Origin of the sequence: Wenjunlia tyrosinilytica (genome assembly GCF_014646055.1) — a bacterium.
Taxonomy (GTDB): Bacteria; Actinomycetota; Actinomycetes; order Streptomycetales; family Streptomycetaceae; genus Wenjunlia; species Wenjunlia tyrosinilytica.
In genome coordinates, this window is record NZ_BMMS01000006.1 from 1 (window position 1) to 17956 (window position 17956).

The following is a 17956-nucleotide window of genomic DNA, read 5'->3' on the forward strand; positions in this document are numbered from 1 at the left end:
CCGGCGAGGCTGGTGTCGGTGGTGGTGCCGATGCCGGGGGTGACGGCGGCGTATCCGGCGACGGTGCGCGAGCCCTCGGCGACGCCGCCGAGGATCTTGCCGCTGGGCCCGTCGAAGCCGCCGCTGGCCGCGGTCTCGGACGGGCGCCTGCCGTGGAGCTGGCGCACCGCCTCGACGGCGAGGCTCTTGGCCGCCTTGGCGCCGGCGCCGGGTCCGTCGGCGGCGAGGACGTGGCCCTTGGGGTCGATGACCTGGAGGGTGCGGTCCTGGCCGGTGGTGATGCTGGGCACCTGGAGGCTGTCGGAGGCGATGAGCAGCTGCTGCGGCTTGCCGGTCCAGGACAGGATCGCGAAGACCAGCAGGCGGGTCTCACCGGACTTGATCTTGACCAGGCGCGGCGGCAGGCCGTCGGGCAGATTGCTCAGGTCGATGGCGTCGAGGGGGACGTTCTCGCCGCGCGCGGCGCGCAGGCCGCCGGTGGCCAGGTCGACGACGGCGGTGCCGCGCCACTTGCGGTAGACCTTGGTGAGGCTGCTGAGGACGACATCGGGCTCGACGGGCTTGGCCGCGTTGAGCATCGCGGCGGCGCGGCGCAGGTCGGTGGTGCTCTCGTCGAGCGAGGCGCGCAGCGCGGTGGCGCCGTCCTCGGCGACGTGCTGCTGGGAGGTGAGAACGGCCTTGGGGACGTCCCGGTTGTCCTGTTGGCCCAGGCACAGCGCGGTGGCCCCGGCCACGAGCAGGAGCAGGGCCAGCAGCGCCGCCACGGGCGGGCGTATGCCGCCCAGCAGCGGCATGTCGGCCCGACGTCGCAGTTTCCGCGAGCGAGGAGTCTGGTTCTGGCGCTGTGCCGTGGCCAAGAGTCTTCCTTTCCGGTGCGCAGCGCGCAGGGGACCGATCCAAGTCATTGGACCAGTGTCCGGCTCACACGGTTGTGCCGGGGTGCGGTCAAAGTACATAACACGTTGGACACCTGGGATTTGTTCACGAAACCACCATGATGTGTTGGCGTTTCAGCCGTTGCCGATCCCCTGAAGAGGCTTCAGGCCGTCGGAGTTGCCGCCGCGGTTGAGGACGATGCCCTCGGTGCGGTGGAACGCCAGACGGAACCGGGCCCTCTTGTTCTTCGGCAGGGAGGGGTCCTTCAGGGCCGAGGCCACGTCGTAGACGCGGATGTCCTTGCTCAGGTCGACGAAGGTCGGGATGAAGTCGGCCTGCTTGACCTGCCACTTTCCGTTGATCCGCGCGAAGCGGAACCAGGCGAGCACGCCCTCCTCGGTGGTCCCGATCGGCTTGTCGTGCTTGGCGACGGCGTTGCCGAGGCCGTAGGCGACCCAGGTGCCGTTGATCTTCTCGAAGGGCTGCACGACGTGCGCGTGGTGGCCGAGGATCAGGCTGATGTCCTTGTCGCGGGACAGTTTCCGGGCCAGGTCCAGCTGCATACGGGTGGGCTCGTTGTGCTGCTCGCGGCCCCAGTGGAGGCTGGTGATCACCACGTCGGCGCCCAGTCGGCGGGCGCGGTGGGCATCCGCCTCGATGCGCTTCTCGTCGATCTGGTTGACCAGCCACGGCTTGTCCTTGGGCAGCGTGGTGTCGTTGAAGCCGTAGGCGTAGCTGAGGTGGGCGACCTTCACACCGCGCACGGTCATGATGTTGATCTTCTTCGCCTCTTCGGCGGAGCGGGCCGAGCCGGTGTGCCGCACCCCGGCCGCGTCCAGGGCGTCGAGGGTGCGCTTGATGCCTTCGGGGCCGTGGTCGAGTGTGTGGTTCGAGGCGGTCGAGCAGGTGTCGTACCCGATGTGCTTGAGCGTGGTCGTGATCTGCGGTGGGACGGCGAACTTGCGGTAGCCGAGGAACGGACCCTTCGGCCCCGGCGCCGTCACCGTCTCGAAGTGGCAGATCGCCAGGTCCGCCTGCTTGATCACGGGCGCCACCCCGGCCATCAGCGGATCGAAGTCCATGTCGGGCTTGCCCTCGGCCTTCGCGTCCTTCTGCGCCTGAGCGGTCAGCTCGGGGTGGATGAGGATGTCACCGCCCGCCACGATGCTGAAGGATGGCGCGTCGCGCTGCCGTTCCTCGCCGGAGACGGTCCTGGCGACGGCGACGGCGCCGCCCATGCAGACGACGGCGACAACAGCGGCGGATATGCGGCGGAAGCGTTTGGACACGTCCGTATGGTCTCTGACGTGTCAAATTCCCAGGACAAAACGGATATTAGGCCGCCGTGCCGCCATCGGTCCGCCAAGGGGCAGGCGAGTAGCCTCGCCGCCATGCATGCGATCACGATTCCCGAACCAGGCGGTCCCGACGCGCTCGTATGGGCCGAGGTCCCCGACCCGGAGCCCCGCGAGGCGGAGGTGCTCGTCGAGGTCGCGGCCGCCGCCGTGAACAGGGCGGATCTGCTCCAGCGCCAGGGCTTCTACGACCCGCCGCCCGGGGCCTCCCGCTACCCCGGGCTGGAGTGCTCGGGCACGATCGCCGCGCTCGGCCCCGACGTCTCCGGCTGGGCCGTCGGCGACCAGGTGTGCGCCCTGCTCTCCGGCGGCGGCTATGCCGAGAAGGCGGCCGTCCCGGCGGGGCAGCTGCTGCCGGTGCCCAGGGGTGTGGATCTCGTCACAGCCGCCGCCCTGCCGGAGGCCGCGTGCACGGTCTGGTCGACGGTGTTCATGATGGCCCGTCTGCGGCCCGCGGAGATGCTGCTCGTGCACGGCGGCTCCAGCGGCATCGGCACGATGGCGATCCAGCTGGCGAAGGCGGTCGGGGCGAGGGTCGCGGTGACCGCGGGGAGCCCGGAGAAGCTGGCCCGCTGCGCGGAGCTGGGGGCGGATGTCGGGGTCGACTACCGCGAGGAGGATTTTGTCGAACGTGTGCGCGAGGCCACGCGGGGCGCCGGGGCCGATGTGATCCTCGACATCATCGGCGCCAAGTACCTCGGGCGGAATGTCGAGACGCTCGCCGTCGACGGGCGGCTGGTCGTCATCGGCCTGCAGGGCGGGACCAGGGGCGAGCTCGACCTCGGCCGGCTGCTGACCAAGCGGGCGAGCGTGGCCGCGACCACGCTGCGCGGACGGCCGCCGCGGGAGAAGGCGGCGATCGTGGCGGAGGTGCGCGAGCACGTCTGGCCGCTCGTCGAGGCCGGGCGGGTGCGGCCGGTGGTGGACCGGATCCTCCGTTTGGAGGACGCCGCCGAGGCCCACCAGGTGCTCGAATCCAGCGCCCACATCGGAAAGGTGCTGCTGACGCCCTGACAGCCCCTCCTCGCCCGAAATGCCCCTTTCGTATAGCTGTGCCAGCCTGAAACCGGACACTCGGCCACGCCCCTGACGGGGCGCCTTACGAGGAGATGGGGGAACGGTTGTGGCCGCAGTACGCGCACCGCGCACCCTTCGCTGGTCGGCAGGCGTCCTTCTGGCCGTCGCCCTGCTGGCGCCGGCGTCCCCCGCGTGGGCCGCCGACGCCGTTCCCCCCGCTCCCGGCGGCGGGACGGCCTCTGCGGAGCCGAAACGCAAGCCGGCCGGACCTCCCCGGCACACGCCGAAGTCCGCGCATCCGGGCGACAAGCGCCGGCCCGCCCCGTCGGGCGCGGCGAAGCGGCCCGCCAAGAAGGCGGAGAAGGCCGGGAGGAGTCATCGCAAGAGCTCCTCCGAGGATGCGGCGCCCAAGCGGCGGCACTCCGGACCGGCCGGGGCCGCCCCCGCCGCGCAGACGCGTGAACGGGCGCCGCAGCGCTCGCAGTTGGAGCGGACCGCGCCCGAGTGGCAAAGCGGCGCCGACGGTGTCGAGCCGCGCAACACGGCCACGGCCCCCTTCCCGGCGGGAACCGCCGATGGCCTGCTCCCGCTGGGGACGGGCCTGACCCTGATCGGCCTGGGCTCCGCCCTGCTGGGTGTGCGGCTGCGCCGGCCGTAGGCACTCCTTCGGCCCCGGGGCTCGCGCGCCCGGGTCGCGCCGCGGCCGGGTCCGCGTCGCGGGGCCTACGAGCCCCGTCCCTCACTCGGCCGTATGCCACGGCTGGCCAGGAATGCTTGTCGAGGCGGTGCATACTCGGTATACATACTGAGTATGTCCATCCGCCACGGGCTCCTTGCCCTGCTCGAACACGGCCCTCGCTACGGCTACCAGCTGCGTACCGAGTTCGAGTCCCGCACCGGTTCCACCTGGCCGCTCAACGTCGGCCAGGTCTACACCACCCTTGGCCGCCTCGAGCGGGACGGGCTCGTCGAGCCCTCCGGCGAGGACGACGCCGGGCACGCGCTCTACGCCATCACCGATCAGGGACGCGAGGAACTGCGCTCCTGGTTCTCCACCCCCGTCGACCGCGCCAATCCGCCGCGCAACGAGCTCGCGATCAAGCTCGCCATGGCCGTCGGCGCACCGGGGGTCGACATCCGCGAGGTCATCCAGGCCCAGCGGCACCACACCGTCCAGGCACTCCAGGACTACACACGCCTCAAGGCCCGTGCCCTGGCCGAGATGCCCGGCGGCGGCTACGGGGAGGGGGCGGGCCGCGACGAGGTCGCGTGGCTCCTCGTCCTCGAACAGCTCATCTTCCAGACCGAGGCCGAGGCCCGCTGGCTGGATCACTGCGAGACACGTCTGGCCCGGCTCGCCGCCGACCGGTCCAACCGGCCCGCCCAGGGGCCCGAGGGACCGGTAGCACCGCCCTCCGCCGCCCGCACCACCGTCCGAGGGGGGACACGACCATGACCGAGAACAATCAGCACAGCCCCGTCCTGGCCCTGGAGGGCCTCACCCGCGTCCATGGCACCGGGGCCGCCGAGGTCCATGCCCTGCGCGGTATCGACATGTCCGTCCTCCCCGGCGAACTCGTCGCCGTGATGGGCCCCTCCGGCTCCGGCAAGTCCACCCTGCTGACCCTCGCGGGCGGCCTCGACACCCCCACCTCGGGCCGTGTCCTCGTCGAGGGCATCGACATCGCCGCCATCGGCCGCAAGGGCGCCGCCGCCCTGCGCCGCCGCAGCATCGGCTACGTCTTCCAGGACTACAACCTCATCCCGGCCCTGACCGCCGCCGAGAACATAGCCCTGCCCCTCGAACTCGACGGCACCTCGGCCCGCAAGGCCCGCCGCCACTGCCTCGCGGCCCTCGAGGAGCTCGGCCTCACCGAACTCGCCGACCGCTTCCCCGACGAGATGTCCGGCGGACAGCAGCAGCGCGTGGCCATCGCCCGCGCGCTCGTCGGCGGCCGCCGCCTCGTCCTCGCCGACGAGCCCACCGGCGCCCTGGACTCCGAGACCGGTGAGACCGTCCTCGCCCTGCTGCGCGCCCGCTGCGACGCGGGCGCCGCCGGTGTCCTGGTCACCCATGAGCCGCGGTTCGCCGCCTGGGCCGACCGGGTGGTCTTCCTGCGCGACGGCTCGATGGTCGATCAGACGGTGCGCTCCCGGGCCGAGACGCTCCTGTCGGGCGGGGCCGCCCGGTGACCGGCCTGCTCCACTCCTGGCGGGCGGCGATCCGCATCGCCCGCCGCGACGCCTGGCGCTCCAAAGGGCGCAGCCTGCTCGTCCTGCTCATGATCGCCCTGCCGATCGTCGGCGTCAGCGCCGCCGACATCACCATCCGCAGCGGCCAGATCAGCGAGGCCCAGAAGCTGGAGCGCCGGCTCGGGGCGGCGGACGCCCGCTACGAGTCCGCGGACACCGGTGGCGCGCCGATCATGCAGGAGCCCAAGGGCGACTACGGCTTCAGCGTGGCCGAGCGCTACGAGGAGGACCCCCGGGTCCTCAGCGGCAAGCACAGCAATGTGATCAAGGCCCTGCCCAAGGGCGCCAAATGGATCACCGAGGGCAGCGGGCGGGCCCTGGCCCGCACCCGGCACGGACTGCTCGACATCTCCGTCCGCGAACTCGACGCCGGCCACCCCCTCGCCGCCGGGATCTTCACCCTCCTGCGCGGTGACCTGCCCGCACGGCCCAACGAGGTCGCGGCCACCGAGGCATTCCTCAAGAGCAGCGGTCTGCACGTGGGTTCGCACACGACCCTGCGCGGAATGGGCGGCGCCCTGCTCACGATCGTCGGCGCGGTCGAGGCTCCCGACGAGCTCGAGCGCGAGGAACTGCTGGCCAGGCCCGGCGCGGTGCTGCCCGTGCTGGACAGGGCCGCCGCGAAGCACGGGGAGTCGACGGCGACGACCAACTACCTCGTCTCCGTCGGCGGGCGGGTCACCTGGGACATGGCCAAGGAGGCCAACGCCAAGGGCGTCATGGTCATGTCCAAGGACGTCGTCCTCAATCCCCCGGCCGACCAGGACGTCCCGCTGTACACGCAGGGCGACTACCAGCGGTCCGGAGACCTCGGCACCGACCAGACCATGGTCGTCATGGCGGCCACCGTCGTCGGGATGGCGATGCTGGAGATCTGCCTGCTGGCGGGGCCCGCGTTCGCCGTCGGGGCGCGCCGCTCGCGCCGCCAGCTCGGACTGGTCGGGGCCAACGGCGGCGACCGGCGCCACATCCGAGCCATCGTCCTGTCCGGCGGCCTGGTGATCGGCACGGCGGCGGCCGTGATCGGCGTGGCGCTCGGCTTCGGACTCACGCTCGCGCTGCGCCCGATCCTGGAGGACTACGTCGGCGCGCGGTTCGGCGCCATCCAGTTGCGCCCGCTCGAACTGACCGGCATCGCCGCCGTCGGCCTGGTCACCGGAGTGCTGGCGGCGATCGTCCCGGCGTTCGTCGCCTCCCGGCAGAGCGTCCTCGAATCGCTGACCGGACGCCGCGGGGTGCGCCACTCGTCGAGGGTGCTGCCGTTGGTGGGGCTCGGCGCGGTGCTGCTGGGTGTGGGCATCGCCCTGGTCGGCTCGCTGTCCTATGACAATGTCCTGGGGGTCGCCGCCGGCTCCGGTATCGCGGAGTTGGGGATTGTCGCCCTGACACCGGCGCTGGTGGGGCTGTTCGGCCGCCTGGGGCGGTGGATGCCGCTGTCCCCCCGCCTCGCCCTGCGCGACGCCGTCCGCAACCGCGGCCGCACGGCGCCCGCTGTCGCCGCGGTCCTCGCCGCCGTCGCGGGCACCGTCGGAGTCGCGACCTACGCGGCCAGCGCGGACCAGCAGCACCGGCAGGAGTACCGCAGATCGCTGCCGGAGCACCGGGCCGCGCTCTCCGTCGACGCCGATGAGAAGGGCCAGCTCGGGCAGATCCGCGCGACCGTCGCCAAGACCCTGCCGGTCGCCGAGCGCGCGGACGTCGACCGGATCTGGGTGGGCGGGAAGGACTGCGGCCCGTACAGCGGTTCCAACGGCTGCGGCTCCATCGAGCTGGTCGTGCCGGAGCGGAACACCTGCCCGCTGGAGAAGGAGGACACCGGCGCGCATTTCACCGCTGCCCAGCGGCGCGGGCTGCGGAAGGACTGGCGCTGCGAGCAGCACTACGAAAACGGCTGGGGCGCCTACATGATGCGCTCCGGAAGTGACACGCTGGTCGGCGGCCCGCAGGTGCTGGCCGCCCTCGGCATCCACGACCCGTCCGCGGAGCGGGCGCTGCGCCGCGGCGAGACCGTCGTGTTCGACCGCAAGTACGTCAAGGACGGCCGGATCACGCTGAAGGTGATCGACAGGGTCGTCGAGAGCGATCAGGAGCAGAAGGGCCGGCCGGTCCCGGTCAAGGCGCACCTGGCCCAGCACAACGCGTACGGCCTCGTCGCGCTCATGCCGCGAACGGCCGCGGCCGAGGCCGACTTCAAGACGGCGCCGTTCGGCTCGTACTACACGCTCTCCCACGGGGTCTCCACCGAGCAGCGGCAGGAGCTGAAGGGGGCGCTGGCCAAGCTCAACGTCCGGGCGGATCCGTACATCGAGCGGGGCTACCAGGCCGACAGCAGCCTCGTCCTGATGGCGCTGTCCGTCTTCGCGGGCCTGGTGACCATCGGCGCCGCCGGTATCGCCACCGGTCTGTCCCAGGCGGACGCCGAGGCCGACCTCAACACCCTCGCCGCCATCGGCGCGGCGCCCCGGGTGCGCAGGACCCTGTCCGGCTTCCAGTGCGGGGTCGTCGCGGCGATGGGCGTGGCCCTCGGGGCGGCGGCGGGTGTGGTCCCCGCGATCGGTCTGCGCAAGGCCCAGGAGCGCCAGGCGGTGGCGCAGTACGAGGAGGCGGTGAGGCTGGGGCGCTCGATCGGGACGACCTCGGTGCACATGCCGATCGTCGTGCCGTGGACGACGCTGCTCGAACTGCTGGTGGCGGTGCCGCTGGGCGCGGCGCTGCTGGCAGCGCTGTTCACCCGCTCCCGTACGGCGCCGGCCCGCAGGGCGGCGCAGTGACCGCTGCGGCGCGGGGCCGGTGGGCGAGGTCCCGCTGAGCGAGGGTCCCGCTGAGCGAGGGGGCCGGGACGTGCGTGGCGCGTCCCGGCCCTGTTTTCGTACGGAATTCGCTTACTTTCCGTCATCAGTTCGTGCCCATGCGTGTTCGAGTGTCATGCGGGGGGCACACCAAAGACAACCACCCCTGTGTTAGAGAATGGCCTCATGGATATGCCGAGCAACGAACGGTCTCAGCAGAACCCGCACGTGCTGGTCGTCGGCCCCGACGGCATGGCGCTCGGTGGTGGGTCGCAGCCCGTCGGTAGCGACGAGGGCCGAGAGACCCCCGTGACCGAGATGGTGGAGCAGCCGGCGAAGGTCATGCGGATCGGCAGCATGATCAAGCAGCTTCTGGAGGAGGTGCGCGCCGCGCCTTTGGACGAGGCGAGCCGCCAGCGGCTGAAGGCGATCCACGCGAGTTCGGTGAAGGAGCTGGAGCAGGGCCTCGCGCCCGCGCTCGTCGAGGAGTTGGAGCGCCTCTCGCTCCCGTTCATGGACGACTCCGTCCCCAGCGAGGCGGAACTGCGTATCGCCCAGGCCCAGCTGGTCGGCTGGCTGGAGGGCCTCTTCCACGGCATCCAGACCGCCCTGTTCGCCCAGCAGATGGCCGCCCGGGCCCAGCTGGAACAGATGCGCCGCGCCCTCCCCCCGGGCGTGGGCGGCCACGACCCCGACGAAGAGGGCCAACACCACCGCTCGGGCCCGTACTTGTAGACCCGGACGACCGAGTGGGCGGGCGCCGACCGGCACCCGCCCACTCGTGTTCCCGCCTTGGCGCGCCGTGTCTTCGCGCCGCTGGTTCGGGACCGGCACGATCACTCGTGGCCGGTGGAGACCCACACCGTGATTTCGAGGTTCTTCGGGTCGACGTACTCGATGTGGGGGGACTGGTCGACGACGATGCCCTGGCCGTACAGGGTCTCGTTCTCCTTCTTCTCGATCAGCTTCCAGCCTGCGGCCTCGGCGCAGTCGCGGGCGTCCTCGATCTTGCCGAGCTTGAAACTGGGCACCAGGACCTCGCCCTTGGAGTCCTTGTAGGCCTGTGTGCACGCCGACGCCTTGATGTTGTTGTACGACGTGCCCGGCTTGATGCTCTGCTCGGCCGACGGGGTGTCCGAGGGTTCGGTCGAGGAGCCGCCGGTGGCGCCCGCCGTTGTGGAGGGTGTGTACGTCGAGGAGCTGACCGGGTCGGGGTCGGCCTTCTTGTCGTTGGAGTTGACCGCCGCCACGACGATGATCGCCACCACCAGCGCGATCACACCGAGGACAACGCCCACCACGATCATCGCCGTCGAGCAGCCGCCGCCGTTGCTGGTCTGCGGGCGCATGCCCGGACCCGGCTGCGGGCTGATGTTGAACGGGGCCGGGGTCGCCTGTCCCGGGGGCGGCGGCGGGGTCTGCATCCCGTGCGGGGCGCCCATGTTCATCTGGTTCGGGATCGGGGTGCGGTGCGGCATGGGGCCGGGGTTCGGCGGCGGGGTCTGCGGGCCGAACGCCGGTGGCGGGGTGGGCGGCTGGTAGGGCGTCTGGAGGTTGCCGTGCGCGCCGGGCAGGCTTCCGGGCACCGGCGGGAACACCGCGTTGGCGACCGCGCTGCTGTTGGCGCGGGGGCCTTCGCTGATGATCAGCGGGGTGTTGCCGGTGTTCTCGTTGCGGTTGACCCGCACGGCCTCGTCGCGCATCGACTCGGCGGTGGGGAAACGCTCCGCCGGGTTCTTCTTCAGCGCCCGTGCCACCAGCGCGTCCACCGCGGGCGGCACGGCCTGGTTGATCGTGGAGGGAGCCACCGGCTCCTCCTGGACGTGCTGGTACGCGATCGACAGCGGCGAGTCGCCCTCGAACGGCAGGCGCCCGGTGAGGAGTTCGAAGAGCATGCAGCCGACCGAGTAGAGGTCGGAGCGCGCGTCCACCCCGCGGCCCAGGGCCTGCTCGGGGGAGAGGTACTGCGGGGTGCCCACGACCATGCCGGTCTGCGTCATCGATGTGACACCCGACTGGAGGGCGCGGGCTATGCCGAAGTCCATGACCTTGACGACGCCCCGCTGGGTCACCATCACATTGCCGGGCTTGATGTCGCGGTGGACCAGGCCCATCTCGTGGCTGGCCTCGAGCGCCGCCAGCACATCGGCGGTGATCTTGAGTGCCTTCTCGGCGGGCATCGCGCCGTGCGCGGCCACGTCCTCGTCGAGCACGTCGCGCAGCGGCTTGCCCTCGACGTACTCCATGACGATGTAGGGGACGGCGGCGCCTTCGGCCACGTCCTCACCGGAGTCGAAGACGGAGACGATGTTGGTGTGGTTGAGCTTGGCGACGGCCTGCGCCTCGCGGCGGAAGCGCTCGCGGAAGGACTGCTCCCTGCCGAGCTCGGTGTGCAGGGTCTTCACCGCCACCCGGCGGTCCAGGACCGTGTCGTACGCCAGGTGCACGGAAGCCATGCCGCCCTGGCCGAGGAGGTGTTGCAGTTCGTACCGGCCGTTGCCGACCGAGCGCCCTTTGACGTCTCCGCCCTGTGCGCCGTCCCCGCTCATGTGATGGTTCCCCCTCGGCGCACCGCCATGCACCTCGCGCTCGCGTCTGTATTCTGCCCGCCAAGTCTGCCTGAGCGCCCTGACACGTCAAGTTGCTTGACCGTTCCGTCACCGGATGCCCAATACCCTGCGACCTTGGTTATCGGATCGCTATCGTCCCGTGGCCCCCGAGCGTGCCCTCACGGGGGCGGGCTCGTTGGGGTAGAGGGGCTCTGCGTCTCGGAGTCCCGGGGTCCAACGGCCGTGGGATCCGATGATTTTGTTGGCATGAGGGATGGTTTGTTCGCTTTGCGAGTCCCGATGCCATCCCCCGAAGCGGTAGCGTGCTGAAGGAGAGACGACCGTGTACGAGCCGATGAGCGACGGCGAGGACTGATGGCACCGACGCAAGCCGATGGGGACCCCGGGCCCGGTCGGGCCGCCGGTGGCGAGAGCCAGCCGGATGCCCCCGAGCAGTGGGGCAGCGACGGCATGGTCGGCGACGGCCGATACCGTCTGACCCACCGACTCGGCCGTGGAGGCATGGCCGAGGTGTTCGCGGCCGAGGACGTGCGACTCGGCCGCACGGTCGCGGTGAAGCTGCTGCGCGCGGATCTCGCCGCCGACTCGGTGGCCAAGGCCCGCTTCACCCGCGAGGCCCAGGCCGTCGCCGGGCTGAACCACCACGCCGTCGTCGCCGTCTACGACTCCGGCGAGGACCTGCTGGCCAACGGTGACACGGTCCCGTTCATCGTCATGGAGATCGTCAACGGACGGACGATCCGCGACCTGCTGGTCAACACCGAGGCACCGCCGGTCGACCAGGCGCTCATCATCGTCTCCGGTGTGCTGGAGGCGCTCGCCTACAGCCATCAGCACGGCATCGTGCACCGCGACATCAAGCCCGCCAACGTCATCATCACCAACAGCGGCGCCGTGAAGGTGATGGACTTCGGCATCGCCCGCGCCCTGCACGGCGCGGCCAGCACCATGACCCAGACCGGCATGGTCATGGGCACTCCGCAGTACCTCTCCCCCGAGCAGGCGCTCGGCAAGGCCGTGGACGCGCGCTCCGACCTGTACGCGACCGGCTGCCTGCTCTACGAACTGCTCGCGCTGCGTCCCCCGTTCACCGGCGAGACCCCGCTGTCGGTGGTCTACCAGCACGTCCAGGACGATCCCAAGATCCCCTCGGAGATCTCCGACCGGGTGCCGCCGGAGCTCGACGGGCTCGTGCTGCGCGCCCTCGCCAAGGAGCCGGACGACCGGTACCAGAGCGCGGAGGAGATGCGCGGCGAGGTCCAGTACGCGCTGCGGATGCTCCAGCAGGAGGGCGGCAACACCGGCACCTGGGGCACCGGCCACCTCGGCGCCACCCCGCCCCGCGGCATGGGCGCGGCGACCGCGGTGCACACCCCCGCCCACGGCACGGCCGCCCACACCCCGCCGCACGGCACCGGGGCCACCGACCGGCTGCCTCCGCCCGTCCTGATCGGCCCTTCCGGAGCCGACGGCTTCGGTGAGCCGAGGCGGCGCCGCGGCTTCCGCAAGGCCGCGCTGATCGTGGCCGCGTCGATACTCGCCGTGGGCACGGGCGCCTTCGCCGCCTGGAACGGCAACCTCAACAACGGCGGCGGCGGCGGCGACACCAAGCAGACCCACCAGCCGCGACCGCAGGACCACAAGAACGACAGCACCACGCCCGGCGGCGACGACCAGAGCCAGACCGCCCCCGGCGACGGGGGCCAGCAGTCCTGGACGCCGTCGGACACCAATGGAGGCGGCACGGGAGGGGCGAGCGCCACGCCGTCCCACTCCAATCCGCCGTCCGACCACCCGACCCCCAGCACGAGCCCGCCCGCGAGCTCCGACCCCGGCACCAGCACGACGACCGACGGTGGCACCGACGACGGCGGTGCCACCACGGACGGCGGGACCGGCGGCGACCCCGCCGACGGCGGCACCGACGACGGTGGGACGGCCGACGGCGGGACCACCGCGGGCACGGACAGCGGAGCGGCGGAGGGCACAACCGCCGGGGCGCAGGGCGCGGACGGCGGCGGCACGGCGGCCACCACGGCGGGCGGCTGAGCGGACCGGTCCGGCCGTCCCCGGCGGCCCGCCCGGTCCCTTCCTCGCGGTCCCTTCCTCGCGGTCCGCCGGCCCGGCCGTCCGCCGCGGTGCGGAGGCGGTCATCCGGTGAACGCCTCCAGTACCGCCTCGTACTCTCGTGTCCACCACACGACGAGCGCCGCCGCCGCGGGGAAGAGCGGGTCGGCCCTGCGGTCGTGCTCCTGGTAGCGCCACTGGAGCATCCAGAAGTCGTTGAGCCGCTCCCACCACACCCGGTGCACGGCCGCGCCCAGCTCCTCCACCGGCACCCCGGCCGCCTGCCGGTACGCCCGCGCGTAGCGGCGCACCTTCACCAGGTCCAGCGCCCCGTACTCGGGCCCCAGGAAGAAGATCGCGGCGGCCCGTACCGCCTCCTCGGCCCTCGGCTTCACCCCGAGCCGGTCCCAGTCCAGGATCGCGACGGGCTCCGGCCCCCGGTAGAGCAGGTTCAGCGGGTGGAAGTCCCCGTGCACCCAGCCGGGCTCCGGCTCGGAGCCCGCCTCGGGCCTGCGGTGGGCCCAGCGGTCGAGAAGGGCGTGCCGTTCCACCAGCCGCCGCTCGGCCAGCTCGTCGAACGCGTCGTACGACGCCTGCCCGCGCACCAGCCCCAGCAGTTCGTCGATGAGCCGGTGGGTGTGCTCGGGGTCGGCGGCATCGTGGGCGGCGGTGGTGTCGGGGCGCTGCTGGGGGAGTTTCTGCACCTCGGCCAGCGTGGTGTGCACCAGACCGAGCAGGGCGCCGAGCCGCGCGGACTGGCCCGCGCTGAGCTCCGTTCCCTCGCGGTGGCGGCCCTCCACCCAGGGGTAGAGCCCGAAACAGCGGCCGTCCTCCAGAACGGTGACGGTGCGGCCCTGGCCGTCGGCCACGGGAGAGGCTACGGGCAGGCCCAGCTCGTCGAGGCGGACCGTCGCCCGGTGCTGACGGGCGATGACGTCCTCGTCGCCGTCGAGGTAGTGCTTGAGGAAGAACTCGCCCCGGGTGGTGGAGAGGCGGTAGCCCCGGTTGAGCAGCCCCTTGGCGACGGGTACGCAGGACAGCGGGTCGCCGACGCCGTACCGGTGCAGGAGCGCACCGAGTAAGCCGCCGGTAGGCGCCGTTGCCTGACCGAGTGTCACGGCGCAGATGTTAATTCAGGCTGGGGCGCACAACCGGCGCGAATCACATGTCGTCGGGTGCCCGTCGCGCGCCGGGTACCGCGCTGGTGCGGCCGGTGACGATCCTCGGCTCGATCCTGACGTGCACGGGATCGTAGGGCTCGCCGTCTATCGAGGCGGGCGCGCCGCCGAACAGGGCGCGCTCCTCCCGCGAGGGATCGACGACCCTCGCGGGGCCGATCACCTGGACCGTCCAGGCGGCCTCATGGGCGGCGGGGTCGAAATGGCCGGCTTCGAACGCGACCACCGCGCCGTCGCAGGCGGTGTGGTGGCCCCACGGGCGGTGGGTGCGCAGCAGGACCGTTCCGCCGCTGACGACATGGCGCATCGGCACGATCGACGGCAGCGCCCTTCGGCTGGCCCCCAGGCGCCCGTAGCGGGCGCGGGAGAGCAGCGAGAGGCCGGTTTCCGCGTCGAGCGGTCGGGTGACAGTGCGCGCATCGGTCCACATTCCCACCAGGCTGCCCGCCCGCGGGCGGCCGTGAGCAGGGGCGGCCGCCCCGGATTCGCGGGGGCGTTGGTCCTGAAACGGGATCTTTGGCTGTGCCGGCGGTCACACCGGGCGCCGAGCCCGCCCTTCGAGCCCCGCCGAGCCCGCGCAGGCCCTGTGCCGTACCGCGCCCGCCCCCCGGCCCCGTACCGCCGGGCGCGCCCTACTCCTCCCGGCGGGGACGGTGCTCGTCCGCCCGCATCCGGGCGACGTACGCGGCCGCCTGGGTGCGCCGCTCCATCCCGAGCTTGGACAGCAGGCTGGAGACGTAGTTCTTCACCGTCTTCTCCGCGAGATGCAGCCGGTCGCCGATCTGGCGGTTGGTGAGCCCCTCGCCGATGAGGTCCAGGATCTTGCGCTCCTGATCGGTCAGGGCCGACAGCCGCTCGTCCTGCTCCTTGCTCTCGCCGCCGCGCAGCCGCTCCAGCACGCGGGCGGTGGCGTCGGGGTCGAGCAGGGACCTTCCGGCGGCCACGTCCCGCACGGCGGTCAGCAGATCCGTGCCGCGGATCGCCTTGAGCACATATCCAGCGGCTCCGGCCATGATCGCGTCGAAGAGCGCCTCGTCGTCGGAGAAGGAGGTGAGCATCAGGCACTTGATGTCGGGGTGGTTGGAGCGGATCTCCCGGCACACCTCGACGCCGCTGCCGTCGGGCAGGCGCACATCGAGCACCGCGACGTCGGGATCCGTCGCGGGAATGCGCACCAGGGCGTCGGCCGCGGTACCCGCCTCACCGACGACATCGATGTCGGGCTCCACGGACAGCAACTCGTGGACGCCCCGCCGTACCACTTCGTGATCATCGAGCAGGAAAACTCTGATTTGTCCATTTTCGGGCACGGAATCAGGGTCGCACACAATCACCGCCCGAAGCCTCTTACGCCAGTCCGATCGGCGGGATAGCGTGCCCCGTGTCCCGGTGGCCTGCGGGAACGGAACGTGAATGGAACGGGACCGGGAACAACTCGGAAACCCTAGTAATTCGCCATCAACGGGGCGCTACGCACAAGCGCGCCGGTACTGGGTAACGTTCCCCTTGCAGGCTTGTCACCGGGGCACCTGTCACCACCCGGAGCCTCCCTCCAGCCCGCCATCGGCGCGGGAGGGTCCCAGCCGCACCCACCCCGTGCGACTCGGCGGCGCCGGGTGAACCGGACACGGCCGTCGGAAGACCCCGGGGGCCGGACAGACCGAGGAGTGAACGTGACCGTCGACAGCACGGCGGGCGCCGGCAAGGCGCCGCGTGCCGCCAAGAAGGCCGCGCCGCGCACGCGCGCGAAGGCCAAGGCGCCCCGCACCGCGACAACCGCGGCCGCCCCCGAACTCGTCCAGTTGCTGACCCCCGAGGGCGAGCGCGTCGAGCACCCGGACTACTCCATCGACCTGAGCCCGCAGGAGCTGCGCGGGCTGTACCGGGACATGGTGCTGACACGGCGCTTCGACGGCGAGGCCGCGGCGCTCCAGCGCCAGGGCGAGCTGGGCCTGTGGGCCTCGCTGCTCGGCCAGGAGGCCGCGCAGATCGGCTCCGGCCGGGCGCTGCGCGACGACGACTACGTCTTCCCCACCTACCGTGAGCACGGCGTGGCCTGGTGCCGGGGTGTGGACCCGCTGAACCTGCTGGGGATGTTCCGCGGTGTGAACCACGGCGGCTGGGACCCCAACCAGAACAACTTCCACCTCTACACCATCGTCATCGGCTCCCAGACCCTGCACGCCACCGGCTACGCCATGGGCGCGCAGATGGACGGGACGGACTCGGCGGTCATCGCCTACTTCGGCGACGGCGCCTCCAGCCAGGGCGATGTGAACGAGGCCTTCACCTTCGCGGCGGTCTACAACGCTCCGGTGATCTTCTTCTGCCAGAACAACCAGTGGGCGATCTCGGAGCCCACCGAGAAGCAGACCCGGGTGCCGCTGTACCAGCGCGCCGCGGGCTTCGGCTTCCCGGGGGTACGGGTCGACGGCAACGACGTGCTCGCCGTCATGGCCGTCACCCGTGCAGCCCTGGAGCGGGCGCGCACCGGCCAGGGCCCGATGCTGATCGAGGCGTTCACCTACCGCATGGGCGCCCACACCACCTCGGACGACCCCACGCGCTACCGCCACGACGACGAGCGGGAGGCCTGGGCGCTCAAGGACCCCATCTCCCGGCTGAGGACCTACCTGGCGGACAACGGCCTGGCCGACGAGGAGTTCCTCGCCGACATCGACGCCGAGAGCGACCGGATGGCCAAGCGCGTGCGCGAGGGCGTGCGCAACATGCCCGACCCCGAGACCCTGGCGATCTTCGACAACGTCTACGCCGACGGCCACGCCCTCGTGGACGAGGAGCGCGCGGCCTTCGCCGAATACCAGGCCTCCTTCGCGGACGCCGCAGCCGGAGAGGGGCACTGACATGACCCGGATGCCAATCGTCAAGGCCCTCAACACCTCCCTGCGCAAGGCGCTCGAGACGGACCCCAAGGTCCTGATCATGGGCGAGGACGTGGGCAAGCTCGGTGGCGTCTTCCGCGTCACCGACGGGCTGCAGAAGGACTTCGGCGAGGACCGGGTGATCGACACCCCCCTCGCCGAGTCCGGCATCGTCGGCACCGCGATCGGCTTGGCGCTGCGCGGCTACCGGCCGGTGGTGGAGATCCAGTTCGACGGGTTCGTCTACCCCGCCTACGACCAGATCGTCACACAGCTCGCCAAGATGCACGCCCGCGCGCTGGGCAAGGTCAAGCTGCCGGTCGTCATCCGCATCCCCTACGCGGGCGGCATCGGCGCGGTGGAGCACCACAGCGAGTCCCCGGAGGCGTACTTCGCGCACACCGCGGGCCTGAAGGTGGTCACCCCGGCCAATGCCTCCGACGCCTACTGGATGCTCCAGCAGGCCATCGCCACCGACGACCCGGTGATCTTCTTCGAGCCGAAGGCCCGGTACTACGACAAGGGCGAGGTCAGCACCGAGGCGATCCCGGACCCGCTGCACAAGGCCCGAGTGGTGGCCGAGGGCACCGACCTGACGCTCGCCGCCTACGGCCCCATGGTGCGCGTGGCCCTAGAGGTCGCCGCCGCCGCGGCCGAGGACGGCCGCGGCATCGAGGTCGTGGACCTGCGCTCGCTCTCCCCGGTCGACTTCGACACGCTGCAGGCGTCGGTCGAGAAGACCGGGCGCCTGGTGGTGACCCATGAGGCTCCCGTGTTCCTGGGGATGGGCTCCGAGATCGCGGCCCGGATCAGCGAGCGATGCTTCTACCATCTGGAGGCTCCGGTGCTGCGTGTGGGCGGTTTCCACGCGCCGTACCCGCCGTCCAGACTGGAGGACGAGTACCTGCCCGACCTCGATCGCGTGCTCGACGCAGTCGACCGCGCGCTCGCGTTCTGAGGGGTGTCGTG

General features: G+C 71.7%; 14 protein-coding genes and 1 pseudogene. 9 read left to right on the forward strand and 6 right to left on the reverse strand.

What is annotated here, in order from left to right; translation table 11 throughout:
* Both IEY86_RS08140 and IEY86_RS08145 read right to left on the reverse strand, forming a co-directional pair.
* Nucleotides 1-857 (reverse strand): annotated as a pseudogene (locus IEY86_RS08140) (HAMP domain-containing protein); the annotation flags it as partial.
* 153 nt (nucleotides 858-1010) lie between these two features.
* Nucleotides 1011-2165 carry a CapA family protein gene (locus IEY86_RS08145; protein ID WP_229698239.1) on the reverse strand — a complete coding sequence of 385 codons (1155 nt, stop codon included), beginning with the start codon at nucleotides 2163-2165 and terminating at the stop codon, nucleotides 1011-1013.
* Nucleotides 2166-2267: 102 nt separating this feature from the next.
* Between IEY86_RS08145 and IEY86_RS08150 the strand changes: the two genes are divergently transcribed.
* From IEY86_RS08150 to IEY86_RS08175, 6 genes are all read left to right on the forward strand, one after another.
* Complete coding sequence (locus IEY86_RS08150) at nucleotides 2268-3245, forward strand: NAD(P)H-quinone oxidoreductase (RefSeq protein ID WP_189130879.1); 978 nt, start codon at nucleotides 2268-2270, stop codon at nucleotides 3243-3245.
* Nucleotides 3246-3354: 109 nt separating this feature from the next.
* Complete coding sequence (locus tag IEY86_RS08155; RefSeq protein ID WP_189130880.1) at nucleotides 3355-3906, forward strand: hypothetical protein; 552 nt, start codon at nucleotides 3355-3357, stop codon at nucleotides 3904-3906.
* Nucleotides 3907-4059: 153 nt separating this feature from the next.
* Complete coding sequence (locus IEY86_RS08160) at nucleotides 4060-4704, forward strand: PadR family transcriptional regulator (RefSeq protein WP_189130881.1); 645 nt, start codon at nucleotides 4060-4062, stop codon at nucleotides 4702-4704.
* Nucleotides 4701-5441, forward strand: coding sequence for an ABC transporter ATP-binding protein (locus IEY86_RS08165; protein ID WP_189130882.1), 741 nt, complete (start codon nucleotides 4701-4703; stop codon nucleotides 5439-5441). The genes IEY86_RS08160 and IEY86_RS08165 overlap by 4 nt, the downstream gene beginning before the upstream one ends.
* A complete protein-coding gene (locus IEY86_RS08170) occupies nucleotides 5438-8272 on the forward strand; it encodes an FtsX-like permease family protein (protein ID WP_229698240.1) in 2835 nt (944 codons plus the stop codon). Before IEY86_RS08165 ends, IEY86_RS08170 begins: the two co-directional genes overlap by 4 nt.
* Nucleotides 8273-8476: 204 nt before the next feature.
* Complete coding sequence (locus IEY86_RS08175; protein ID WP_189130883.1) at nucleotides 8477-9025, forward strand: bacterial proteasome activator family protein; 549 nt, start codon at nucleotides 8477-8479, stop codon at nucleotides 9023-9025.
* A gap of 101 nt (nucleotides 9026-9126) precedes the next feature.
* On the opposite strand, the gene IEY86_RS08180 is transcribed toward IEY86_RS08175, so the two are convergent.
* Nucleotides 9127-10839 (reverse strand): protein kinase domain-containing protein, encoded by a 1713-nt coding sequence (locus IEY86_RS08180; protein WP_189130884.1) that lies wholly within the window; start codon nucleotides 10837-10839, stop codon nucleotides 9127-9129.
* A 375-nt stretch (nucleotides 10840-11214) separates the two neighbouring features.
* Here IEY86_RS08180 and IEY86_RS08185 point away from each other — a divergent pair, with 375 nt between their 5' ends.
* Nucleotides 11215-12909: a protein kinase domain-containing protein gene (locus IEY86_RS08185; RefSeq protein WP_189130885.1), complete on the forward strand. Its 1695-nt coding sequence runs from the start codon at nucleotides 11215-11217 to the stop codon at nucleotides 12907-12909.
* A 101-nt stretch (nucleotides 12910-13010) separates the two neighbouring features.
* Here the strand turns inward: IEY86_RS08185 and IEY86_RS08190 are convergent, their stop codons facing one another.
* The 3 genes from IEY86_RS08190 to IEY86_RS08200 all read right to left on the reverse strand — a co-directional run bounded on the left by IEY86_RS08190 (nucleotide 13011) and on the right by IEY86_RS08200 (nucleotide 15415).
* Nucleotides 13011-14045: a phosphotransferase gene (locus tag IEY86_RS08190; RefSeq protein ID WP_189130886.1), complete on the reverse strand. Its 1035-nt coding sequence runs from the start codon at nucleotides 14043-14045 to the stop codon at nucleotides 13011-13013.
* A gap of 43 nt (nucleotides 14046-14088) precedes the next feature.
* On the reverse strand, nucleotides 14089-14535 hold the full coding sequence (locus IEY86_RS08195) for a pyridoxamine 5'-phosphate oxidase family protein (protein WP_189130887.1): 447 nt from the start codon (nucleotides 14533-14535) through the stop codon (nucleotides 14089-14091).
* Between the two features lie 202 nt (nucleotides 14536-14737).
* Nucleotides 14738-15415 carry a response regulator gene (locus IEY86_RS08200; protein ID WP_189130888.1) on the reverse strand — a complete coding sequence of 226 codons (678 nt, stop codon included), beginning with the start codon at nucleotides 15413-15415 and terminating at the stop codon, nucleotides 14738-14740.
* A gap of 363 nt (nucleotides 15416-15778) precedes the next feature.
* Here IEY86_RS08200 and pdhA point away from each other — a divergent pair, with 363 nt between their 5' ends.
* Nucleotides 15779-16969, forward strand: a complete 1191-nt coding sequence (gene pdhA, locus IEY86_RS08205; protein WP_189130889.1) for a pyruvate dehydrogenase (acetyl-transferring) E1 component subunit alpha — start codon at nucleotides 15779-15781, stop codon at nucleotides 16967-16969.
* A 1-nt stretch (nucleotide 16970) separates the two neighbouring features.
* Nucleotides 16971-17945 (forward strand): alpha-ketoacid dehydrogenase subunit beta, encoded by a 975-nt coding sequence (locus tag IEY86_RS08210; RefSeq protein ID WP_229698241.1) that lies wholly within the window; start codon nucleotides 16971-16973, stop codon nucleotides 17943-17945.
* The last annotated feature ends 11 nt before the right edge of the window (nucleotides 17946-17956 follow it).

Coding starts and splice junctions, on each gene's coding strand:
- IEY86_RS08150 (WP_189130879.1), top strand. CDS start 2,268: ATGCATGCGATCACGATTCCCGAACCAGGCGGTCCCGACGCGCTCGTA.
- IEY86_RS08160 (WP_189130881.1), top strand. CDS start 4,060: ATGTCCATCCGCCACGGGCTCCTTGCCCTGCTCGAACACGGCCCTCGC.
- IEY86_RS08165 (WP_189130882.1), top strand. CDS start 4,701: ATGACCGAGAACAATCAGCACAGCCCCGTCCTGGCCCTGGAGGGCCTC.
- IEY86_RS08175 (WP_189130883.1), top strand. CDS start 8,477: ATGGATATGCCGAGCAACGAACGGTCTCAGCAGAACCCGCACGTGCTG.
- IEY86_RS08180 (WP_189130884.1), bottom strand. CDS start 10,839: ATGAGCGGGGACGGCGCACAGGGCGGAGACGTCAAAGGGCGCTCGGTC.
- IEY86_RS08185 (WP_189130885.1), top strand. CDS start 11,215: ATGGCACCGACGCAAGCCGATGGGGACCCCGGGCCCGGTCGGGCCGCC.
- IEY86_RS08195 (WP_189130887.1), bottom strand. CDS start 14,535: ATGTGGACCGATGCGCGCACTGTCACCCGACCGCTCGACGCGGAAACC.
- IEY86_RS08210 (WP_229698241.1), top strand. CDS start 16,971: ATGACCCGGATGCCAATCGTCAAGGCCCTCAACACCTCCCTGCGCAAG.